The organism is Paraburkholderia lycopersici (genome assembly GCF_900096975.1).
Classification (GTDB): Bacteria; Pseudomonadota; Gammaproteobacteria; order Burkholderiales; family Burkholderiaceae; genus Paraburkholderia; species Paraburkholderia lycopersici.
Map to the genome: position 1 here is coordinate 246,366 of NZ_FMYQ01000002.1, position 20,432 is coordinate 266,797.

Here is a 20,432-nt window from a genome sequence, read left to right on the forward strand (position 1 = left end):
CACGCAGCCCTGCTCAATCACGGATACATGACCGTCGACGTGTGGGCACGGAACACGCCGACCACCCGTGAATGCGCCGGCGAACCGGCCGCGTTGGCGCTTGACGGCAGCTTCCCGCAGGGCGGCTCCTGTGCGACATGCGGGGCAGCGGCGCGTATTTGGCGGCGTGGCGGCGTATGGCGCCAGCCCGCGGATTATCGGCTGAGCGCGGCCTGGGCCCGCTGCAGCCACTCGCTATTGTGTTCGCGGGCGTGGCGTGGCCAATGCTTCGCGTCGTGGACGATATCCGCGTAGAGGTCGCGCGCCCGCTGGCGGTCGGCTTCGTCGCCTTGCGTGGCCAGCCAGTCGGCGTACTGGCAACGCGGTGCGGCGTCGCTGGCGCAGGTGAGCGCGGTCTCGAACGCGGCGCGCGTGCCCGGCGCTCCGCTCGCGGCCAGGGCACGCGCATACAGCAAGGCAGGCTCCGGTTGCTGGCGGGCGAGAGGCTGAACGGCGAACAGCTTTTCCAATGTGTCTTGCGTGGCCGAAGCGTCGCCGTTCGCAAACAACGCGCGCGCAAGCCCCTGGAGCAGCGCCGGGTCGGACGAGAATGGGCCGCTGGCCGCCGCCTGATAATGCTGCAAGGCTTCGGCGGGGTTGCCGGCGTCGAGCAGCGCCGCACCTAGCCGCATGCGATGCGCGACAGTCGGCGCGCGGTCGAAATCGATGCGCGCTTCGCGCACCGCGCGGTTGGGATCGACGAGCTGCGAGAAAGCCTTTGTCGTTGCCCTTGCCCCGCGCGACTGGCGCAGCGTGGGCAAATAGATGACGAAAAAGTAGACGAGGCTGCCGAGGCCCGGAAAAAGAAACAGGATCAGCAGCCAGTACATGTTCTGCTGGGTGCGCACGGCGTGGACCGCGAAGAGCAAGGCGATGATGACGTAGAGGCTGATTCCGAAAATGCGCATTGGCGAGAAGGTCCGTAGTCGTGCGTAATTCGCGGCAAGTCGTTGAATCGACCTGGCCGGTTCGCGGGGCGGCGCCGCATTCGTGTGATTCCGGCGCCGATGCACCGGTGACGGCGCAACCGATATTGGCAGATTGCCGTGAATTCTAAACTGGAGGTGCCGGAATTGCGGAACACGACACCATGACGCTCGTCAATCGCCCCATTGTCCTGACCGGCGACCGCACGACCGGACGCTGTATCCCGGGCTCTACGTCGGCTCTTTGAGCGCTCGGCGCTCGCGTAGTGGCAACTCGAGGCGCAGCCGTTCCTCCTGCTCGCGGACACACGGGCGCCTTGGCCGACAACGTCGTTGATGTCGCGCTCGATCATTTCGCGGTCGGCATTGACCCGGCGAAATCGACTTCTTCATCCAGTCGCAGGTGACGGAGCCAGCCGGGCTACCGCAATATCTGCTGGATCTCGTTACTGTCGCGCGCTTCGAGCGCAATCCGACCATCAAGGCGCGGCTTCGGGCGCGACATCATTGGGGGCTTTCTCACCTGTCCTATTGCTCAGACGGCCGACGACATCGCGGTGTTCAAGGCAACGCACGTGCCTGTGCGTCTGCCGCTTACCGGAGCTCGCCGACCTGCAGGCGGCGGAGATCGTCGGTTACGGGGACTCCGGCAAGGATGACGAGCAGCATCGACAAGGGTATGCCGGATGCGAACCCAAAGTGACGGAACGCAACGGCGCCCAGCATTCCCCCGAACAAAAACATGCCGAGCAGGGAGGCGAGCACACGCACGCGCTGCATGTCCGCCGCAACATGGTGCGAGGCGGCCGTCGGCACGCCCCAGTTCCAGTACAGCGCCTTGCCGAGTTCGATGCCGAGATCCGTCACGATGCCGGTCACATGCGTGGTCCGGATCTCGGCGTGGGAAATTTTCGTGATCATGGCGTTCTGTACGCCCATGACGTAACAGAGGAGCGCAACAGTCACCGGCACGAAAAGAACCCGATGAACTTCGAGGTTCGCGCCGAGCGCGGCGAAGCAAAGAAGCAGGGCGGCTTCGAGCAGCAGTGGCAGGGCATAGACGCTGTGCGCGTCGCGGCGGCGTCCCCAGTTGATCAGAATGGCCGAAGTCGCCGCGCCTGCGGCAAATGCGAGGATCGCGCTCAGCGCGGAGAGCACGAGACCGAATTCGCCGAGCGCAACGTTGTCGGCGAGGGACGAAACGATGCCGGACATGTGCGATGTATATTGCCCGACAGCCAGAAACCCGCCGGCGTTGGTGGCGCCGGCGACCGCGGCCAGTGCGCGGCCGAGCCGGAGGTTGGTGTGGTCAGTGCGTTCGACTGAGGTCAAGCTGCGGAGGTACTGGATAGGCACGGCGGCTTTCCGGGCGGCGGGCATCGGGGATGCATAGTGTACGTCGCGTGTCCATGTCGGCAGCGTGGTATCCGCTACGTCGAACCTGCGGTGTGTTGCCGCAGGCGGCGCCAATCTCGCGCGGGTCGGCGCGCCGGTGGTGCTCGGTACCGTTTGGGGGACGCATCATTTCCGCGAAAAAAATGGCGCTTGTTCGATGCCGCTGGGGGCCGACAAAAAGAAGGCCACGATTGCCTGACGAAGCGCTTTGCGACGAACCTGACACGCCCACATGGGACCCGTGCGAGGAACAGGTAGATCCTCCTTGAGTTTGGTAATGTAGCGGTGCGGATTGCGAGTCGGCACACGAAGCACGCGAATGCGAGGTTTGTCCGTGGCGTCACGCAACGGATGTGGACTGCCTGCGTCTAACGTGTGCCGGTCGATCTCCTCGTTGTTCACGGGCGCTTGCAACGTTGGTTGCGCAAGCTGTTTTCAGGAGCGCAAGCATGAAGGCAATCGAGACGGGAAAGATATTCGGCGCAATGTTTGCAGCGGTCATCGCGGGTTGTGCGACCTTTGCAAACGCACAAACTAACATGAACGTTCCGGAAGCCGGGTCCTCCCAAAGGGAGGCGGTCGCGGTGTCTTCGCACCGGAGCCGCCCGGATAGCGCGCTGGTTCGCGACGTCCGCCGGGCCTTCACGCGCACACCGGGGCTCAATTTCGCGAACGTCCACGTCGCAGGACGCAACGGCGTCATTACGTTGACCGGCTCGGTGCCTCAGCGGTCGCAAATCGGGCGGGCCGGCAATGCGGCAAGGTCGGTCCGCGGAGTAAGAGGAGTGTCGAACAGACTGACGGTGCGAACCAGCCGGGGCAGCGGCCGTTAGGCCGCCGCTGCATGATCGAGGCCATTTGCAAGGCGGTCTTTGCGATCGCAGGCGTCGCTCCTTGCCGATTTATTTTCCACAAAGCAGCAGCAGACGTGCCTGGTCCGAGCATGGCGCTCCATTGATTTTCTGAGCGGCGGCGTTTTGCGCCGTGGTGGAGCCCGCGGCCGACTGCGTCGCGGCGCGATGCGCGAAACATGCCTTCAGGCGCCGCTCCACCGGCGGATAGTATTGCCAACCTTTTCCGAGGCCGGGGAGCTCTAGCTTCACCTGCTTCCATTTCGGGTGACCGTGCTCCTGCAGGTTGTCGAAGTTCTCGCAGAGCGAATCGGCGAAGCGTTTCAGGTTGCCGACCGTATCACGCAGATTGTAGTCATAGGTGACGAGAAAGGCCTTGACCGTCCACGTCGGCACGTCTTCCTTCAGCCAGTTCGGGTAGCTCGATACGCGGATCGTCGCGGGAAAGTAGGTTTGCCTCGCGCGTGCGGTTTCGGGAGCATTCGGGTCGACGCGCAGGAAGCGGATTTGCTGCAGAAGATCGGGATTCATGTCGGTAAAAAGCTTGGCGGGCTGTCCGGCGACGATGATCGCGACGTCGATCTTCTTTACGATCAGAGCGGCGAGCGCGTCTTCGTTGCTCAGGTGCTGCGCGTTCTGCTCGGGAATCGGCTGGCCGAACATCAGGCGGTACAGCGTCGTCGCCGACTGCGCGGTGCCGCTGCCGATCAGACCGACGCTGATCGTCTTGCCCTTGATTTCATTGATCGTCTTCATCGGCGAATCGTTTCGGACGACGAAGTAAATCTCCTCGTCGTAAAGCGGCATGATGAGCCGCAGCGGCCGAATCATCGTGCCGGCGTCCTCGTTGCCGGAATTCGCCATATCGACGTAGGCCTGGTAGACATCCGACTGGACGAGCGCGAGCTTCACGCCGGGCTCGAAGCGCATGCGCTGCACGTTTTCCGCCGAACCCTTCGATGGAATCACTTCGAGGTCGATGCCTGCCGGCTGGGCAACCCATTTCGACAGGTCCTGGCCGATCTGGATGTACGTGCCGCGCTCCGGGCCCGTCACGATCCTGTAGTGCGCGTCCGCCGTAGCCGCGACGGCGAGCGCCGCGAAAAGCAGGGCGAACAGTCCGGTCAATCCCGCTAGCATTGTTTTCAGCATGGTCTCTCTCCCGCTTCGGACGTGATATACGGCGGACTTCGGATATGTTATGGAATCCTTGTCAATGTGTGGCGGCGGCCGGTGAAGCGTGCTTCCACCCGAACTGGAGGATCGCGCGCTCCTCTGCATCGACATTGCTGCCGCTGCTGGCCGGGGTGGGGGTGCTGGCGGTAGCGGGCGGGTTCACCGGCTCCGCCCGGGCGCTTGCGTAGGCGTTTGCTGGTGCGTTCGTCGTGTTCGTCGCGCTCGGCAGCGGCGCCGGAGCGGCCGCTTGCGCGCCGCCACGCTGCGAATTCGGCGAACCGCGTGGCGTCCAGGCCGTCGCCAGGATGGCGCGCTCCATCAACGATTGCGCATGCGGGCTGCTGGAATCGATCGCTAGCGCTTCGGAGGCCCGTTGCTGCACGCAGGCCCAGGCGTTCTGCCTCGCACATTGGTCGGCGATCTGCAATGCGCTGTCGCGCCGTTGCTCATGCGCCGCGATGTCGCGCTGTATCTCGCGCGCGTCCTCGTTTTCGGCGTCGTGCGCGAGCGCGGCATTGCCCGCCGCCTTCGCTTCAGACAAGTTGTTCCCGGCGAGGCTTGCCCGCGCGGCGCGCAGACTGTCGGCCACGTCCTTGAAGTGGGGAACCGCGTATGGTTTCGGCGTGGTGGATTGCGGCCCCGTATCAGCACTTTGGGGCGTCAAGTCTGGCTGCGGCCGAGCCGTGTAGAACGAGACCGAACCGCCCGACGAGTGGGTGCTTTGCTCGTCGATTGCACTCTCCTGCCTGCGGATTTGGCCTGGCAGAAGATATGCGGCATACGTGATCGCGAGAAGGACACAGACTAGCAAGATGCCCTTCGTGAAGGTCCCCCGTCCCGTGCGCCAAAACAGCCATCCATGCTCGAGTTGATAGTTGTGCTGGTAATCCGCCTTCACCGACCGATGGTCGAACGTCGACGTGCCGGCCGGCGATACCTTCGCAGCCGCGGGCGAAGGCGGCGCGGCCGCCGTGGAGCCGAGCGCTCTGAACGTGGCTTTCGGGCCTGTGCGCGCAACCGCGCCGAGCGGATGATCCGCGCCGCAATAAGGGCAGAGGTCGGCGTACTGGTAGAGCAATCCGCCACAGCGCTTGCACGGTATAGGGATACTCTGGTCGCGAGTAATCTGAGCGGACATGATGTCGTCCCACCGTTATGGCGATGCCATTTCGGCATGCTCAGAATCGTCGTTGAAGCGATCGGCGAAGCGTCGCGGAACCCACGATCTGCATGCGCAGGAAAGCGGCGGGCTGGACCGAGCGCAGCCGCCTGGATAAAGCTTCGAAGAAAATATGGGTGATTTCCAACAGCGCGTCAATCGCCGTTGTTACCTACCGCACATAAGCGTGATGCGCAATGCTCCATGACGATTCGATCGCGGGAATATTTACCGCTTGCATGTCCGGATCGCGTGGCGCTTTTATTTATAAGAATAGCTAAATGACTGAATGTGCCTTGTCGAGAAGGCCCGATTGCTTTGTGTCTAAGTCGTATGCATGGTCCAGTCGGGCAATGCGCGCTGCGCGTAGCAATCGTGGTGTTGGAAGGGAACACGGCTTACCGATCGCCCTTCCTCACGGCGAATGCGTCGGATTCGGCATACGCCCGCTGCCACCAGGTCGAGCGCGCCGCCGGCGTGCAGCGAGCACGGCCGTAATCAGCGTCGTCGCGAAGACCGCCAGTGCCACTGCGCTCGTCATGCCCCCGGCCTGCCGCAGCCAGAATGCCGCGGCGAGGTCGCCCGTCACCCGCATGGCGAGCCCAACGTGGAGCGCAACGAGAGGCACATAGAAGAGAGGATGGTATTTCACGGGCAGTCGCGTGAGCGCGGGCACGATGATCGGCGCATGCCCGAACACCATGGAAAACACGAAGCCGAGCGTAAGCGCGTGAAGCGCCGCGTCATGCCACGGGCGACCGGGCGTCAGCGCGCCGGCAAGACCAAGGATGCCGCTCAGTGCGAGCCATCCATAGCCGCTGAGCAGACACACGGCGATAAACCGCGTGAGCGCGTGTTGCCGCACCGTATGGCGCGCAATGTCGAATCTGGCCAGCCACGCGGCGAGCAGAACGAGGCCGACCGCGAACAGGCGTGCGCCTGCGTCCGGCTGCCATAGCGCCCAGGGCAGGCTCGCGACCATCAAGGCGACCGGCACGAAAAAGGCATGCCGGGCGTAACGCGGCAACCGCAGCATTCGCGTGAGTTCGAGCCGTTCGGCTGCGATCGTCAGCACGAGGAACGAGAGCCAGCACAGCAAGCAAGCCGACACGTCGTTCGTAATCGTCCAGACCAGATTGCCGAACCACCAGCAGAGCACTGCGAGCGCGAGCACGGCCAGATGAAGGGCGGCTTGCCTGCGAATGACCTGCAGGCTCCCGACTAGCGCGACGCTGGCCGCAAAGAGGAGCAGCGATTGCGCGATGACAGGCGACGCACTGGCTAGCAGCACGATACCTGCCGCAATCGCGCTGGCGGGGGCCAGCAGGTAAACGCGCCTTTGCAGCGCGACTGCGCGCTCCATGCTGATTAGGGATCCGAAGAAAACGGGGGCCATGAGCACGCCATGCCAGGCGACGCTCGTCATCATGTGCGTGGGCACTCGCACGCCCAAGCGGGCGAGGCCGGCCATAACGGCGCAGACAAGCACGAGGACGATGGTCAGCGCGGCAGCGAGCCTGACAAGATGGCGCAATGATCGGGAGAGGTTCATGGTACGTGGCCCGGCTGTCGCGAAGATGACGGCATTCTGCGTGATCAGTCCGGTTCCCATCCGAGAACCTGGCGTGCCGGCTCGCTCATCATGGCAGGCGCCCAGGCTGGATCCCATACGAGTTCGACTTCGACTGTCGTGTCGTCCGAGACCATTTCCTCAGCCACGGCCCGTACCTCGTCGATCACCATCTGACTCATCGGGCAGGCCGGCGAGGTCATGGTGATGTCGATCTTCAGTCCGTCGGCGCGGCGGGCGATGCCATAGACGAGGCCCAGATCGACAATGTTGACGCCCACTTCGGGGTCGATCACGCTGCGCAGCGCTTCGCGGATCTCGCGCTCTTCGTTCGTGTCGTCGGGCTTTATGCGGGCGGTGTTCATGGAAAACGATAGGACAGCAAACAATATGCGGATGGCGCTTCGTACCGGCGGCGCCGAGGACACCAGGCGGCGTTCGTGCTCACCGTATAAAATTCACTGATGATGAATGTTTTAGCCATCATAGAGCGCCGGGAAGTCGAATGCAAAGCCTGCGGGCATCATTCGGTGCCACGAGCGGCATGCTAAAAACGCCGAATAATCAAATGCTTGAAAGTGCGCGCACACACGGGCTCCGGCTCTGTGCTGATTGGCCGCATGAAGCTATCGCGGCGGCGCCGGTCATGCCTACGGCAGGCCGAGAATTCAGCCTGCGGCTCGGGCCGATTCTGAAATTCCGGCGCGGCGAAGGGTGGCCAGATTGAGGGCGCCACGGCGAAACGCCAGAAAATCAATGGCTTGAGCGAGACTTCGCTTCGTGTCCGCGTGCTGGCACGGCTGCTGCTTTACAGACGCCCAGCGGCCATCCGGCTGCCATCATTTTTAAACAAGCACCGGAGACGCGACGCAGCCGGTCGCGAAAACGAAGGAGACATCCCGTGCACAACAGCGTACCCGCAACCGCCCCCGTCTCATCGCAGACGATCCCCGAGCCGTCCGCCGCCACCCGAACCCGCTTCTGGCCCGAAGGCTGGTGGAAGCTGATGGAAATCCGCATTGGCATCATTCCGCTGCCCGTCTATGTGATCCTCTTCGCGCTCATCGCCGGCTTCGCGGTTACCGGCAAGGTGCCCGGCGAGATCTCGATGGCGATCGCCGTGCTCGCGTTCTGCGGCTTCACGTGCGCCGAACTCGGCAAGCGCCTGCCGCTCCTGCGCAACGTCGGCGCGGCCGCGATCCTCGCGACTTTCGTGCCTTCGGCGCTCACCTACTATCGCGTGCTGCCGGGACCCGTGCTGCACCTCACGGTCGAGTTCACGAAGCAGACGAATTTCCTGTATCTCTTCATTGCGTCGATCATCGTCGGCAGCATTTTGAGCATGGACCGGCGCGTGCTGATCCAGGGCTTCCTCAAGATCTTCATTCCGCTCGCCGCCGGCACGCTGGCCGCGACCGTCGTGGGCACCACCGTCGGCGCGGCGCTCGGTCTTGGCGTCAAACATACGCTGCTCTATATCGTCGTGCCGATCATGGCGGGCGGCGTGGGCGAAGGTGCGATCCCGCTCTCCGTCGGCTATTCGGAAATCATGCACGTCGCGCAGGGCGATCTGTTCGCGCAGGTATTGCCGCCCGTCATGCTCGGCAGCCTTATCGCAATCGTCCTTTCCGGCATGCTCGACATGCTGGGCAAGCGCTTCCCGCATTTGACCGGGAATGGCCGCCTGCAAGTGGGCGAGGCCGACGAGATGGCGCCGTCGAGCGAGGTAATCGGCGGGCAGGTCGATGTGGGCCACATCGCCGCAGCGGGCATCACGGCGATCACGCTGTACCTCATCGGCCTGATGGCGAACAAGCTGTTCGGGTTGCCCGCACCGGTTGCGATGCTGTTCCTCGCCGTGCTCGTGAAGCTCGCGCGCGCGGTATCGCCGCCGCTGCAGGAAGGCGCGTTCGTGGTCTACAAGTTCTTCTCGACCGCGGTCACCTACCCGCTGCTGTTCGCCATTGGCGTGGCGATGACGCCGTGGGACAAGCTTATGGCGGCGTTCACGCTCGTCAATGTCGTGACGATCGCCGCGACCGTCGTGACGCTGATGGGGACAGGCTTCGTGGTCGGCCGCCTGATGAAGATGTACCCTGTCGACACCGCAATCGTGAACGCGTGCCACAGCGGCCAGGGCGGCACCGGCGACGTCGCGATCCTGACCGCTGCGAACCGCATGCAACTGATGCCGTTCGCGCAGATCGCAACGCGCATTGGCGGCGCGATCGTCGTGACGGTCACGCTCGTCATGCTTGCGCATTTCGGCGCATGACGCATGACGGCACGCACGCTCGCGATGGCGGCGCCGGCGCGGGGCATCCGCGCATTGCGCCGCCCGTTGGCGGCCCATCGACGAGGGCAAACGTGCACATGCGCTACAAGGGCATTCCGTGGTGGGGATGGGCGGCGGCGGCCGTGCTCTACGTCGGCACGGCCGCCGCCGCGGTCGAGTTCGCGTGGATCCGCGCGATCGATGCGCTCGCCGGCCTCGGCGCGCATCGGCTCGAACTTTACGCCGCGAGCCTGAAGAGCGAACTGGGGCGCTTCGAAATGGTGCCCGCGCTCGTCGCGAGGCAGGACAGTGTGCGTGCGTTGCTCGAAGCGTCGCCGGACGAAGCGCGCGGCATGCTGCCTGCGGTCAACGCCTACCTCGAAGCGGTCAACCGTGACGTGGGCAGCGGCGCCGTCGACGTGATCGACGCGCATGGGTCGGTGATCGCCGCGAGCAACTGGAATCAGCCGGGGAGTTTCGTCGGCACCAACGTGTCGTATCGGCCGTACTTCAAGGACGCGCTCGCGCGGGGCCGGGGCCGTTTCTTCGGCATCGGCACGAACACCGGCATTCCCGGCCTGTACTTTGCGAACGCGGTGCATGGCGCGAAGGGCACGGCGCTCGGCGCGGTGGCGGTGAAAGTCAGCGTCGATGCGCTCGAATCGGCGTGGCGCACGCCTGGCGAGGCGGCGATCGTCGTGGACGGCAACGGCGTGATCGTGATTTCGACCGAACCCGAATGGAAATTCGCGGCCATGCGCGCAATGACCGCGCAGCAGCAGCGCGACATTCAGGCGTCGCGCCAGTACGCGGGGCGCATCGTCGAGGCGTTGCGTTATCGGCGGGCCGGCGACTGGAACGAGGCCGCGTGGATCGGCATTTTTCCCGACCTGCGCCGAGCGGGCCGCACGACCCGCTTTCTCGTGATGTCGCAGCCGGCGCCCCAGGGGCACGACACGATCATGGTCCTGCTCGATACCGCCGGCGCGCGGCGGCAGCAGCGCATCGCATTCGCGTTCGTGACGGGCGTGTTCCTGATCGCCGCGCTCTACGCGCTGTATGCGGTCCAGCGCCGCCGTGCGATTGCGGAGAAGCTCAAGGCGCAGGAAGCGCTGCGCCGCGCGAACGATCGGCTGGAGACGACCGTCGCGCAGCGCACCGCAGCGCTCACGCACGCGAATGCGCAGATGCAGCGCGAGATCGCCGAGCGCGAGCGCACCGAGCAGCGCCTGCGCGCTACGCAGCAGGAAGTCGTGCACGCGGGCAAGCTCGCGGTGATCGGCCAGATGGCGGCCGGTCTCACGCACGAGCTGAACCAGCCGCTCGTCGCGATCCGCACGCTGTGCGACAACGCACGCACGTATTTCGAGCGCAATCAGCCCGCACAGGCCATGGCCAATCTGGAACGCGTTGGACGCCTCGTGGACAGCATGGCGGCGCTGACGAGCGAACTGAAGGCTTTCGCGCGCAAGCCGGCGGTGGAGCGCGTGGCGGTGTCGCTGGGCGAGGCGGTCGCGCACGCGCGGCTAATCTACGACGCGCGGATCCGCGACGAAGCGGTGCGGCTCGACGTGCGGATCGCGCCCGGCACGACCGTCTACGCGGAGTCGAGCCAGCTGCAGCAGGTGATCGTCAATCTGCTCGGCAACGCGCTCGACGCCGTGCGCGACGCGAACACGCGCGTCATCGCGATGGCGGCGAGCGAGCCCGATACGCAAGGCCGCGTGCGCTTCACGATCGACGACAGCGGCCCCGGCATCGCGCCCGAGGTGCTCGTGCACCTGTTCGAGCCGTTCGTCACGACGAAACCGCGCGGGCAAGGCCTGGGGCTGGGGCTCGCGATCACGTCGCGCATCGTCGAAGGCTTCGGCGCGAAAATAGCGGCGGCAAACCGTGAAGAAGGCGGGGCGCGCTTCACGATCGAATTCGCGGCGGCCGGGCCGCAAAGGACAGAACATGGAAGATGGGATTCGGGTACTGATTGTTGAGGATGACGAAAATGTTCGCATCGGAGTGGAGCAGGCCGTTGCGCTGGCAGGGTTTCCCGTGAGCGCGTACGCGTCGGCAGCGGACGCGTACGCGGACGTCGCGCCCGGCGCGCCCGTCGTGATCGTGTCGGACGTGCGGATGCCCGGCATCGACGGGTTGCAACTGCTCGACCACGTGATGTCGGTCGATCCGCAGATTCCCGTGCTGCTGATCAGCGGGCACGCCGATATTTCGACGGCGGTGAGCGCGATGCGCGTGGGCGCATACGATTTCATCGAGAAGCCGTTCTCTTCCGATGTGATCGCCGGCCGCGTGGCCCGCGCCGTCGAGAAGCGGCGGCTCACGCTCGAAGTCGAGGGGTTGCGCGCGTCGCTGCATAACTGGCAGGGAATCGAGGCGTTGGTGCTCGGCAAGTCGCCCGCGATGGCGGAAGTCCGCAAGAAGATTCTGCGGCTCGCGGATACGTCCGTGTCGGTGCTCATCACCGGCGAAACGGGCACCGGCAAGGAGCTCATCGCGCGCAGCCTGCACGACTTCAGCGCGCGGCGCGATGCGCATTTCGTGGCGCTGAACTGCGGTGGTTTGCCCGAGCAGGTGTTCGAGAGCGAGCTGTTCGGCCACGAGGCGGGCGCGTTCACGGGCGCGATCAAGAAGCGCGTCGGCAAGATCGAGTGGGCGAATGGCGGCACGCTCTTCCTCGACGAGATCGAGACCATGTCGATGCCGCTGCAGATCAAGATGCTGCGCGTGTTGCAGGAGCGCGTGGTCGAGCGGCTTGGCGCGAACGAGCTGATTCCCGTCGATTGCCGGATCGTCGCCGCTTCGAAGGCCGACCTCGCCGAGGTGGCCGCGGGCGGCGGGTTTCGCGCCGATCTGCTGTACCGGCTCAACGTCGCGCAGATCGAATTGCCGCCGCTGCGCGAACGCCGCGAGGACGTGCCCTTGCTGTTCGAGCACTTCGTGCTCGCGGCCGCGCGCCGCTTCGCCACGCCCGCGCCGGTCGTAACCGCTGCGCAGGTATCCGAACTGATGACCCACGCCTGGCCCGGTAACGTGCGCGAGCTGCAGAACGTGGCCGATCGCTTCGTGCTCGGGCTGACGGGAGAGAGCCTGCTTTCCGGTGGCGCCGCCGCGACGAAGGGCGACACGCTTGCGGAGCAACTGGCGTACTTCGAGCGGATGCTGATCGAGAACACGTTGCGGCGCCATCACGGCAGCGTCGCCGATGCGAGCACCGAGCTCGGCATGCCGAGAAAGACGCTCTATCACAAGCTGCGCCAGTTGAAGATCGCGGCGCGGGATTCGCAGGGCGAAGACAGGGACGCGTGAGCCCGGGCCCCCGAGCCCGACGGCGATCGTCCGTGTCAAACGTATTGCCGGGACTGCTTGCCTGATCGATCGGTGCTGGCACCGTTTGCATCTGGACCACGCGATCCGGTAGCGGCGGTAAACGAGCGAGGCGCCCTGGCGGCGGAACAACGTCCGCCGCCAGGGCGCCTCATGGACCGGTCTCGCGGCCGGTCAGTTGGCTACGTAGCCGGTCGGAACGGTCGAGTTGGCGCTGGCCACCGACGCGTTCTGCGAGATCACGTACACCGGCGACTCGGTCAGGCTCAATGCCAGGCTGCCGTTGGTGTACTGCATCGTCGAAGGATTGCCCATCTCGTCGATCACGGTCACGGTGCCGCTCGTGCCGGGCGCATCGACCGCGAGATGGTACAGCACGCTATAAGTCGAGCTGTAGCCGGTACTCGCGCTCCACACACTGTTGTTGTGGGTCCAGAGGGCCGTGATGACCGCGCCGTTGTTCAACTGCTGAAACGCATAGGCATAGACGCCCGCGGGTGTTCCCTTCACGGGGCCGAGCGTGTTGGTGCCGTCGAGAATGCGCGTCATCGCCGCCACGGCCATCGCCGCCGGCTTGGGGCTGATGTTCTGGGCACCGTATTGCCCCTGTGCGTCGCTCAGGTCGAAGAACGTGCCATAGCCCACCTTGTCGGGGAAGTCCGCGCCATAGAACACCCAGGTCTGATCGGCACCTTCGCCGAGAACGATCACGTGGCTGCGCGCCACCAGTGCGCCCTGTGCGTACAGGATGTTGGCGCCCGGATAGTTCGGGCCGTACGACGCGCCATTGTCATAGCTGATGCCCACCTCGGTATTGAACAGCTTCATGCCCGGCTTGTAGTCGGCCGCCATTTCGCTGCGCAACGCGCGCATCTGGCCCATCAGCGAGCCGGACAGCGTGGAAGGGTCGCTTGCGAGACGTTCCGGCGCATAGGAAGGCGAGGTGCCGTTGATGTCGTAATAGCCGTGCGTCGTCACGCCGTCGATGACCTGTGCGTAGCCGAGCGGCGCGAGCGTCCGGAGCTGCTCGGCGGTGCCGGACGGCGCCGTGTCGGTCGGGCCCATCACCACCGCGTGCGGATCGGTCGAGTGAATGCCTTGATACACGGTCTGGTAGAGCTGCACGAATTGCGCGTTCGTGCCCTGCCATTGCGCGTCCGGTTCCCAGGTGAGCTGGTAGTAGTTGGCCGCCTGCTTTGGAAAATAAGTCGTGCGAATGATGTTCGATTCCGTGCCGATCCGGCTCATGTAGTCTTGATAGTACGAGAGATCGGTGGGCGGCAGCGCTTCGTCTTCGAATATACCTGTCGGGCTTGCCCAGGCAGGAATGCCGTCCAGACGCACGAGGCGCATCACGTCGCCCGTCTTGTAGAACGGGTCGAGATTGTCGGCAGAGGGATTGAAGGTATTGCGGCCGCTGGGCTCCATGTTATAGAGCTCGCGATGGTCGAACGTCCACGAGATGCCGAGCGCGGAGAGCACGGAACCGTTGTCGTCCTCGCCCTGCATGCCGAAGCGATGCTGATCCTGATGTGCATAGGCGACGGCGGGCACGACGCCCGCGAGATTGGGCAGCACGCCGAACGTGGCGTTGCCGGCGGGCCGCGTCCCGGCGGATGAGATCTGCCCGCCGGCGGTGGCGAGCGTTGCGGACACGGCGAAATAACCCGCGAGCGTGGAGGTGCAGGTGAACGTGGTCGTCACGGGGCCCGCCGTCACGGGCAGGCTGCCGCTTGCGGCCACTTTGCCGACCTGGTCGGTGATCGACCAGATCAGCGTGTCGGACGCGGGCGCATTGGTCGTGAACGCGACGGGAAACGGCGTGCCCGAGGCGAAGATGCGGCCGCTTTGCGCAGTCGGCGTATCGGCGGAGACGAGCGTTCCGCTTGAGCCGGCGCTCGACGTGGCGGGCGAGCCGCAGCTCATCGTCCCCGGCGTCAGCGCCGGTGAATCCGAGCCTGAAGCGTTGGCGCCAGCGGCAGCGGCAGTGGCAGTGGAATTCGCGCTGCCTGTGCCTTGCTGGCCGGACGTTGCGCTCGCGGCATTCGCGCCGCCCGCGTTTTGCGGGGTGGTCGAAGCACTGGCGTTCGACGTATCCGTTGCGGGGCTTCCGGAGCCTCCGCCGCCGCACGCCGCCAGCACCAGCGACGACAACAAAAGATAAAAGAGCTTCATCGAATGAAAAGGCAAAGCGACGCCCAGCCGGCTACCGCGCGAGAAAAGCGCGCTCAGGTGCTGGCCGGAGTCGGAAGAATGAAACTGGCGGGTGCGCCACATCGGCTCGACGTGGCCATGCGCCCGCTGGATTGCGCCGCGCAGTTCGCGTGACAACGCGAACTGTGTATCTGTCCTTTCGCTTTCGCGCGGGCGAATGGTGCGCCCTTGCTACGGCTGCGCCGTCGGGATTTCGGCCTTGCGCGGGATCCCGGAAGGGAGGGAGACGTGCGCAATATTTGCAGGCTAAGATTTCGAAGTCACTACTTGAAGTCAGACGCGCGGCGGATATTACCGATATTCCCCCCTGGCATGTGAAAATCAGGCGTAACAAAATGTCACACGAATTGCGGCGAGTTGCAATTACCGAAATTTAGTGAAATTCCGCCAATAGCAAGGTATTAATTACCTCGACGCGCTGCGGCAATGCTTGCCGCATCAATTACGGAATGGACACGCTGTTGCCGGCTATAACGGCGGCTCTCAGGGGAACTGAAGGCGGTATCGTAAATTTTTCGCATCCATAATGCCGCCCTTTTATAATTTTTCTGAATTATTTCGGGTCGGGTATTAATTGTCCGGATGGATTTTAATTCGAGTGAACCGACTATGCCACCTGGGAGGATTTTCTCCGCTGTGGAGCGGTTTTTTTATGGCCCGTGAATTGCAAAGATTACCGGCGGCGGCATTCGTGGTGCTGCGCTCGCCTTGCGTCGTTCGGATATACCGCGGGTGGCCGCGACCACCGCGACCCGCGCTTTAGCGATCCGCGCACTGCTGCCATTGCGCCGGATAGCGGGCGCCGGCTTTCTGGATCGGCTCGAGCACCGCTTCGATGGCGGCGAGATCGCCGGGCGTCGATTCGACAAGGCCGCGCCGGGGTTTTCGTCGGGCCCAAAAGCTTCGTCATGCCAGGTAAAAGCCCTTGCCCCGCGGGCTGAACGGTACGAAGCCAATGCCCAGTGCCTCGAGAGCCGGCATGATCTTTTGTTCGGGTTCGCCCTATCGGAGCGAATACTCGCTTTGCAGCGCGGTCCTGGGGTGTACGGCGCGGGCGCGGCGAAGGGGACGGACTGCTCGCCGGCTTGGGAATGGTCGAAATGCTTGGCCTTGCCTTCGCGGATCAACTGCTTGACCGTCCCCGCCACGTCTTCCATGGGCACGTTCGGATCGACGCGGTGCTGGTAGAAAAGATCGTGCCGTCGGTCTTCAGGCGCTCAAGCAAAGCTTCGGCCACGGCGCGGAGGCGCTCGGGCTGGATGTCCATGGGTTTTTTCGAGTCGCCGCCGCGGAAGCCGAGCTTCATGGCGATCACCGCCTGGTCGCGAAACGGCGCGAGCGCTTTGCCGACGAGTTCTTCGTTGACGAAGGGCCCATGGACATCGGCGGACTTCGGCGGTGTCGAAGAACGTGACGCCGCGCTCGAACGCCGTGCCGATCACGCGGATCGCTTCGGTCTTTTCGGTGGCGGAGCCGTCGGGAATCCCAGCTCCATGCAGCCGGGAGGCGCAGGCCATGCGCGAGCGGGCCGACGCTGCGTCGTAGCGGGCCGCGACGGGCGGCGGGCGGACGGCCCTGCAATGCTGTGTATCCCGAGCCTGCGCCGATACAGTGGAATACAAAAGCGCGCGCGCCTTGCGGTATAACCCTACCATCCCCGCACACGGAGGCTGTTCATGCACGCCGACGGTTTCGCGGTCCGCTGCCTTGCCCCGCTCGCTTCGGCGGTGCGGCAATGAGCGCGCTGCGTTGGCCGCGCACGCTGTTCGCGCGTCTTGCCCTGATTTTCTGCGTCGGGCTCGCGTTCGCGCAGGTGTTGTCGTTCATGCTCACGATGACCGAGCGCGACGACGCCACCGCGAACATGATGACCGACTACATCTCGCGCGAAGTCGCCCTGTCCGTGGCGCTGCTCGACCATCTGCCCGCGGCCGGGCGCGAGGCGTGGCTGCCGCAACTCGCGCGGCGCAGCTACAGCTTCATCCTCGGTCCCGGCACGCCCGGCGAGCCGCCCCGCGCGCGGCGTTCGAAGCGCGTGGCGTCGGCCATCGCGAGCGGCGTGGGCGCGCAGTACGCGCCCACGGCCAATTCCGTGCCCGGCGACGGCGAACGGCTGCAGATCCACCTGCGTCTCTCGGATGGCGCGCCGCTCACCATCGACTATCGTCCGCCTTCCGCGCTGCCCTTGTCGGGCTGGCTGCCGGCCGTGCTGGCCGCACAGCTCGCGGTGCTGGCGGCATGCTGCTGGTTCGCGGTGCGCATCGCGACGCGGCCCCTGCATGAGCTCGCGCGCGTGGCCGACGCGCTCGGGCCCGACCTGAAGGCGGAGCGCCTCGAAGAAGACGGTCCCTCCGAAGTGGCGCGGGCGGCTCGGGCGTTCAACGCCATGCAGCAGCGCATTTCGGCGCACGTGGCCGAGCGCATCCAGATCCTCTCGGCCATCTCGCACGACCTGCAAACGCCGATCACGCGCATGCGGCTGCGCGTCGACCAGATGGACGACGAAGCGCAGGCCGGCAGGCTCACGCAGGACCTTCGGGAGATGGAACAGCTCGTGAAAGAAGGCGTGGCCTACGCGCGCACGCTGCATGGCACCGGCGAGACGCCGCGGCGCGTCGACCTCGACGCGCTGCTCGACAGCCTCGTCTGCGATTACGTCGATGCCGGCTCGCCCGTGACCTTCGAGCGCCGCCTGAACGTGGCGGTCGTCACGCGCGTGCAGGCGCTGCGCCGCATCGTGGGCAATCTCGTGGACAACGCGCTGAAATACGGCGGTTCGGCAGCGATCGACGTGAGTGCGTCGGCGCATGGCAACGCCGTCACGATTTCGGTGCTCGACCGCGGTCCCGGCATTCCCGACGAAGCGCTCGAAAAGGTGTTCGAACCGTTCTACCGGCTCGAAACGTCGCGCAATCGCGGGACCGGGGGCACGGGGCTGGGCCTCGCGATCTCGCGGCAGCTTGCCGTGGTCATGGGCGCCCGGCTCTCGCTGCACAACCGGCCCGAGGGCGGCCTGGAAGGACGGCTCGTGCTCGCGAGCGCGGACGACGCATGATCCTCGCACGCTCACGAAGCGAGCGGAATGAACACGTTGAACTGCCCTTCGTCGGGGTGCCGCGAGCGGTGGCCTTTGCCTACGGTGTCTTCGCAGAGCACGACCGTGCCTGGCTCGCAGCGGCGCATGTCGCCGTCGCTCGTTTCGAATTCGACCCAGCCGGTCATCCAGATCACGAACTGGCGAACCGGCGTGGTGTGCCAGTCCGCCTCCTTGAGACCTGCGGGCACCCAGCCGAAGCGCACCGATTTGGCCGGCTCCCAGGTCGAAAGATAAATGGGCGGGATGTTGGGAAAGAGTTCGAGCGGCGTGAGCGGGATATCCATGTCCTCGAAATGAGATTCGCCCTCGGCGTCGGCGTAGATTCGCAGACATTTCATGGGGACCTCCTGGAGCCGGTTTCGTGCTCGGCGCTCCGGCCGCGAGCGGGCATGAAGAATGCCGATATGGCGGCCGCCGGCCGTTTCAGGTCGGCGTGTGGCGCGCCGGAGCGCCAGCGGACATTGTCGTCCGGAATCGCGCAGCGCGGTGCCGCCTTGTAGGCCGCGCAGCAATTCACGCGCCGAATGCAATGCATTGTGTCTGCCCGCGTGGCCGGGACATTGCGACACGGAGGCGGGCGCGGCTTGCGCCATGAAGCAGTTCACGAGATCGATCGCATGGAGAGCGCGATGTGCATGTGTGCATGACGATCTGGAAGGGGGGCTGTCGGTGCGGCGCGGTACAGTTCGAAGTCCGTACGGCCATCGAGCGGACCGGCCGCTGCAACGCGACCCGTTCACGCCTCGCGCGCAAGGAGAGGAAGAGCCAATGATGGAAAAGAGAGATCATGTCCTGATCGTCGATGACGATCGCGGCATTCGTGAACTGGTCGGGATCTATCTCGAGAAGAATGGCATGCGCGTGTCGCTTGCCGCGAACGGGCGCGAGATGCGCGCGGTGCTGGAGAGCGGCGTGCCCGATCTGATCGTGCTCGACCTCATGATGCCCGGCGACGACGGCCTCGTGCTGTGCCGCGAACTGCGCGCGGGCAAGTTCCGCGCGGTGCCCGTAGTGATGCTCACGGCGCGCAACGAGGAGACGGACCGCATCGTCGGCCTGGAAATGGGCGCCGACGACTACTTGCCCAAGCCCTTCGCGGTGCGCGAATTGTTCGCGCGCATCCGCTCGGTGCTGCGCCGCGCGCGCATGCTGCCGCCGGGCATGGAGGTGAGCGAGTCGGCTCAACTGCTCGCGTTCGGCGACTGGCGGCTCGATACGACGGCGCGGCATCTGCTGGACGCCGAAGGCACGGTCGTGGCATTGAGCGGCGCGGAATACCGGCTTTTGCGCGTCTTTCTCGATTATCCGCAGCGCGTGCTCACGCGCGACCAGTTGCTGAACCTTACGCAAGGCCGCCAGGCCGACGCGTTCGACCGCTCGATCGATCTGCTCGTGAGCCGCCTGCGCCAGCGCCTGCGCGACGAGGCGCGCGAGCCGCGCTACATCAAGACGCTGCGCAGCGAAGGCTACGTGTTTTCAGCGGCGGTGAATGCGGCCGGGACACCGGAACAGGCGGGGCGTTCACGCCTGGTGTAGCCGAAAAAATTCAGCAGATCTTCGCTCACTGGCGCCGGCTGTTTCTCTGGCAGATCGTACTTCGGTGGGCGATTGTCACGCCAGTCTCGCCTTCTTCTTTTCCGCCCGGGACGTAGTAAAGCCGCGTGCCTTCAATGGTCGCGAAATGATGCGCGAAGCTCGGGAGGACCAGGTCGGGACCCCGGTCGACAGTGCAGGACGGCGTGCTCATGAAATGATGTTCCTGTGAAAAAATGGAAGCAGTCCAGTTTTAGAAGTAATCGTTTCCAAAATAGACAAAAGAATTTCAATCGAGCAGACGCATCGCTTCATCGGCGGTGGCCAGCATGTGGCGCAGCGTGCGCCCGGATTTGCCTATCAGACAAAAGCCGTGGAGCAAGGCCAGCAGGCTGCGCGCCATGGCCGGCACGTGGATTTCCGGTGCGATCGAGCCGTCTTTCTGCCCTTGCTGAAGCAGTTCGCGCAGCATGTCTTCGGTGTGCCGCATAGTGGATTCGATGCGCGCGGCGATTTCGTCGTCGAAGGTCGCGAGCGCCGTTGCGCTCGAAACGACGAGACATCCGCGCCGTCCCTCGGCGCCATGGGACGATTCGGCGTAAAAGTGCAGGACGGCACGGATCTTCTCGCGTGCGTTGGTGTGTTTGCCAAGACGGTGCCGCAAGTCGTCATTGCGCACGCTGACGTAATGATCGAATGCTGCGAGGAATACGCCGCGCTTGTCGCCGAACGCTTTGTAGAGGCTGCCCGCGGTCAGGCCGGTCGCGGCGCCGAGATCGCCCACCGATGTGGCGTGGTAGCCGCGTTCGCGGAATACGCGCACGGCGCCGCCGACGACGGTTTCCATGTCGAACTCGCGAG

Annotated in this window: 17 protein-coding genes and 2 pseudogenes; 8 read left to right on the forward strand and 11 right to left on the reverse strand. The window is 64.8% G+C overall.

Annotation, left to right across the window (positions count from 1 at the left end; genetic code table 11):
• Positions 1–194: 194 nt before the first annotated feature.
• Positions 195–947: a tetratricopeptide repeat protein gene (locus tag BLU17_RS03970; protein ID WP_091994750.1), complete on the reverse strand. Its 753-nt coding sequence runs from the start codon at positions 945–947 to the stop codon at positions 195–197.
• 182 nt (positions 948–1,129) lie between these two features.
• Here BLU17_RS03970 and BLU17_RS33625 point away from each other — a divergent pair.
• Positions 1,130–1,549, forward strand: a pseudogene (locus tag BLU17_RS33625) (tryptophan--tRNA ligase); the annotation flags it as partial.
• A gap of 10 nt (positions 1,550–1,559) precedes the next feature.
• On the opposite strand, the gene BLU17_RS03975 reads toward BLU17_RS33625, so the two are convergent.
• Positions 1,560–2,321, reverse strand: coding sequence for a YoaK family protein (locus tag BLU17_RS03975; RefSeq protein ID WP_091995086.1), 762 nt, complete (start codon positions 2,319–2,321; stop codon positions 1,560–1,562).
• 488 nt (positions 2,322–2,809) lie between these two features.
• On the opposite strand from BLU17_RS03975, the gene BLU17_RS03980 reads away from it, so the two are divergent.
• Entirely contained in the window at positions 2,810–3,193 is a 384-nt protein-coding gene (locus BLU17_RS03980) for a BON domain-containing protein (protein WP_091994754.1), read from the forward strand.
• A 69-nt stretch (positions 3,194–3,262) separates the two neighbouring features.
• Here the strand turns inward: BLU17_RS03980 and BLU17_RS03985 are convergent, their stop codons facing one another.
• The 4 genes from BLU17_RS03985 to BLU17_RS04000 form a co-directional block, all read right to left on the reverse strand.
• On the reverse strand, positions 3,263–4,363 hold the full coding sequence (locus BLU17_RS03985; RefSeq protein WP_091994757.1) for a TAXI family TRAP transporter solute-binding subunit: 1,101 nt from the start codon (positions 4,361–4,363) through the stop codon (positions 3,263–3,265).
• Between the two features lie 61 nt (positions 4,364–4,424).
• Positions 4,425–5,525, reverse strand: coding sequence for a DUF2057 domain-containing protein (locus BLU17_RS03990; RefSeq protein WP_143189173.1), 1,101 nt, complete (start codon positions 5,523–5,525; stop codon positions 4,425–4,427).
• Between the two features lie 436 nt (positions 5,526–5,961).
• Entirely contained in the window at positions 5,962–7,098 is a 1,137-nt protein-coding gene (locus BLU17_RS03995) for a hypothetical protein (protein WP_091995089.1), read from the reverse strand.
• Positions 7,099–7,142: 44 nt separating this feature from the next.
• On the reverse strand, positions 7,143–7,481 hold the full coding sequence (locus tag BLU17_RS04000; RefSeq protein ID WP_091994765.1) for a metal-sulfur cluster assembly factor: 339 nt from the start codon (positions 7,479–7,481) through the stop codon (positions 7,143–7,145).
• A 581-nt stretch (positions 7,482–8,062) separates the two neighbouring features.
• Here BLU17_RS04000 and BLU17_RS04005 point away from each other — a divergent pair.
• The 3 genes from BLU17_RS04005 to BLU17_RS04015 all read left to right on the forward strand — a co-directional run bounded on the left by BLU17_RS04005 (position 8,063) and on the right by BLU17_RS04015 (position 12,709).
• Complete coding sequence (locus BLU17_RS04005) at positions 8,063–9,391, forward strand: 2-hydroxycarboxylate transporter family protein (protein ID WP_091995091.1); 1,329 nt, start codon at positions 8,063–8,065, stop codon at positions 9,389–9,391.
• A 98-nt stretch (positions 9,392–9,489) separates the two neighbouring features.
• A complete protein-coding gene (locus BLU17_RS04010) occupies positions 9,490–11,379 on the forward strand; it encodes a sensor histidine kinase (RefSeq protein ID WP_091995094.1) in 1,890 nt (629 codons plus the stop codon).
• Complete coding sequence (locus BLU17_RS04015; protein ID WP_091994768.1) at positions 11,348–12,709, forward strand: sigma-54-dependent transcriptional regulator; 1,362 nt, start codon at positions 11,348–11,350, stop codon at positions 12,707–12,709. The genes BLU17_RS04010 and BLU17_RS04015 overlap by 32 nt, the downstream gene beginning before the upstream one ends.
• A gap of 192 nt (positions 12,710–12,901) precedes the next feature.
• Here the strand turns inward: BLU17_RS04015 and BLU17_RS04020 are convergent, their stop codons facing one another.
• Positions 12,902–14,902, reverse strand: coding sequence for a hypothetical protein (locus tag BLU17_RS04020; RefSeq protein ID WP_091995097.1), 2,001 nt, complete (start codon positions 14,900–14,902; stop codon positions 12,902–12,904).
• A gap of 3 nt (positions 14,903–14,905) precedes the next feature.
• Between BLU17_RS04020 and BLU17_RS33010 the strand changes: the two genes are divergently transcribed.
• Positions 14,906–15,055 carry a hypothetical protein gene (locus tag BLU17_RS33010; RefSeq protein WP_176928902.1) on the forward strand — a complete coding sequence of 50 codons (150 nt, stop codon included), beginning with the start codon at positions 14,906–14,908 and terminating at the stop codon, positions 15,053–15,055.
• Positions 15,056–15,859: 804 nt separating this feature from the next.
• Here BLU17_RS33010 and BLU17_RS04025 read toward each other — a convergent pair.
• A pseudogene (locus tag BLU17_RS04025) lies at positions 15,860–16,458 on the reverse strand (aldo/keto reductase); the annotation flags it as partial.
• 218 nt (positions 16,459–16,676) lie between these two features.
• On the opposite strand from BLU17_RS04025, the gene BLU17_RS04030 reads away from it, so the two are divergent.
• The gene (locus BLU17_RS04030; protein ID WP_091994771.1) at positions 16,677–17,996 is read left to right on the forward strand and encodes an ATP-binding protein; all 1,320 of its coding nucleotides are present in this window, start codon (positions 16,677–16,679) and stop codon (positions 17,994–17,996) included.
• A gap of 11 nt (positions 17,997–18,007) precedes the next feature.
• On the opposite strand, the gene BLU17_RS04035 is transcribed toward BLU17_RS04030, so the two are convergent.
• Entirely contained in the window at positions 18,008–18,376 is a 369-nt protein-coding gene (locus BLU17_RS04035; RefSeq protein ID WP_091994776.1) for a cupin domain-containing protein, read from the reverse strand.
• A gap of 433 nt (positions 18,377–18,809) precedes the next feature.
• On the opposite strand from BLU17_RS04035, the gene BLU17_RS04040 reads away from it, so the two are divergent.
• Complete coding sequence (locus BLU17_RS04040; RefSeq protein ID WP_091995100.1) at positions 18,810–19,574, forward strand: response regulator; 765 nt, start codon at positions 18,810–18,812, stop codon at positions 19,572–19,574.
• A gap of 25 nt (positions 19,575–19,599) precedes the next feature.
• Here the strand turns inward: BLU17_RS04040 and BLU17_RS04045 are convergent, their stop codons facing one another.
• Both BLU17_RS04045 and BLU17_RS04050 read right to left on the reverse strand, forming a co-directional pair.
• Positions 19,600–19,785, reverse strand: a complete 186-nt coding sequence (locus BLU17_RS04045) for a hypothetical protein (protein WP_091994780.1) — start codon at positions 19,783–19,785, stop codon at positions 19,600–19,602.
• Between the two features lie 75 nt (positions 19,786–19,860).
• Complete coding sequence (locus BLU17_RS04050) at positions 19,861–20,418, reverse strand: TetR/AcrR family transcriptional regulator (RefSeq protein WP_091994783.1); 558 nt, start codon at positions 20,416–20,418, stop codon at positions 19,861–19,863.
• Between the last annotated feature and the right edge of the window lie 14 nt (positions 20,419–20,432).

Bases quoted from the DNA above. Each gene is read 5' to 3' on its own strand.
- BLU17_RS03970 (WP_091994750.1), bottom strand. From the start codon at position 947: ATGCGCATTTTCGGAATCAGCCTCTACGTCATCATCGCCTTGCTCTTC.
- BLU17_RS03980 (WP_091994754.1), top strand. From the start codon at position 2,810: ATGAAGGCAATCGAGACGGGAAAGATATTCGGCGCAATGTTTGCAGCG.
- BLU17_RS03985 (WP_091994757.1), bottom strand. From the start codon at position 4,363: ATGCTGAAAACAATGCTAGCGGGATTGACCGGACTGTTCGCCCTGCTT.
- BLU17_RS03990 (WP_143189173.1), bottom strand. From the start codon at position 5,525: ATGTCCGCTCAGATTACTCGCGACCAGAGTATCCCTATACCGTGCAAG.
- BLU17_RS03995 (WP_091995089.1), bottom strand. From the start codon at position 7,098: ATGAACCTCTCCCGATCATTGCGCCATCTTGTCAGGCTCGCTGCCGCG.
- BLU17_RS04000 (WP_091994765.1), bottom strand. From the start codon at position 7,481: ATGAACACCGCCCGCATAAAGCCCGACGACACGAACGAAGAGCGCGAG.
- BLU17_RS04010 (WP_091995094.1), top strand. From the start codon at position 9,490: ATGCGCTACAAGGGCATTCCGTGGTGGGGATGGGCGGCGGCGGCCGTG.
- BLU17_RS04015 (WP_091994768.1), top strand. From the start codon at position 11,348: ATGGAAGATGGGATTCGGGTACTGATTGTTGAGGATGACGAAAATGTT.
- BLU17_RS04020 (WP_091995097.1), bottom strand. From the start codon at position 14,902: ATGAAGCTCTTTTATCTTTTGTTGTCGTCGCTGGTGCTGGCGGCGTGC.
- BLU17_RS33010 (WP_176928902.1), top strand. From the start codon at position 14,906: ATGAAAAGGCAAAGCGACGCCCAGCCGGCTACCGCGCGAGAAAAGCGC.
- BLU17_RS04030 (WP_091994771.1), top strand. From the start codon at position 16,677: ATGAGCGCGCTGCGTTGGCCGCGCACGCTGTTCGCGCGTCTTGCCCTG.
- BLU17_RS04035 (WP_091994776.1), bottom strand. From the start codon at position 18,376: ATGAAATGTCTGCGAATCTACGCCGACGCCGAGGGCGAATCTCATTTC.
- BLU17_RS04040 (WP_091995100.1), top strand. From the start codon at position 18,810: ATGGAAAAGAGAGATCATGTCCTGATCGTCGATGACGATCGCGGCATT.
- BLU17_RS04045 (WP_091994780.1), bottom strand. From the start codon at position 19,785: ATGAGCACGCCGTCCTGCACTGTCGACCGGGGTCCCGACCTGGTCCTC.
- BLU17_RS04050 (WP_091994783.1), bottom strand. From the start codon at position 20,418: ATGGAAACCGTCGTCGGCGGCGCCGTGCGCGTATTCCGCGAACGCGGC.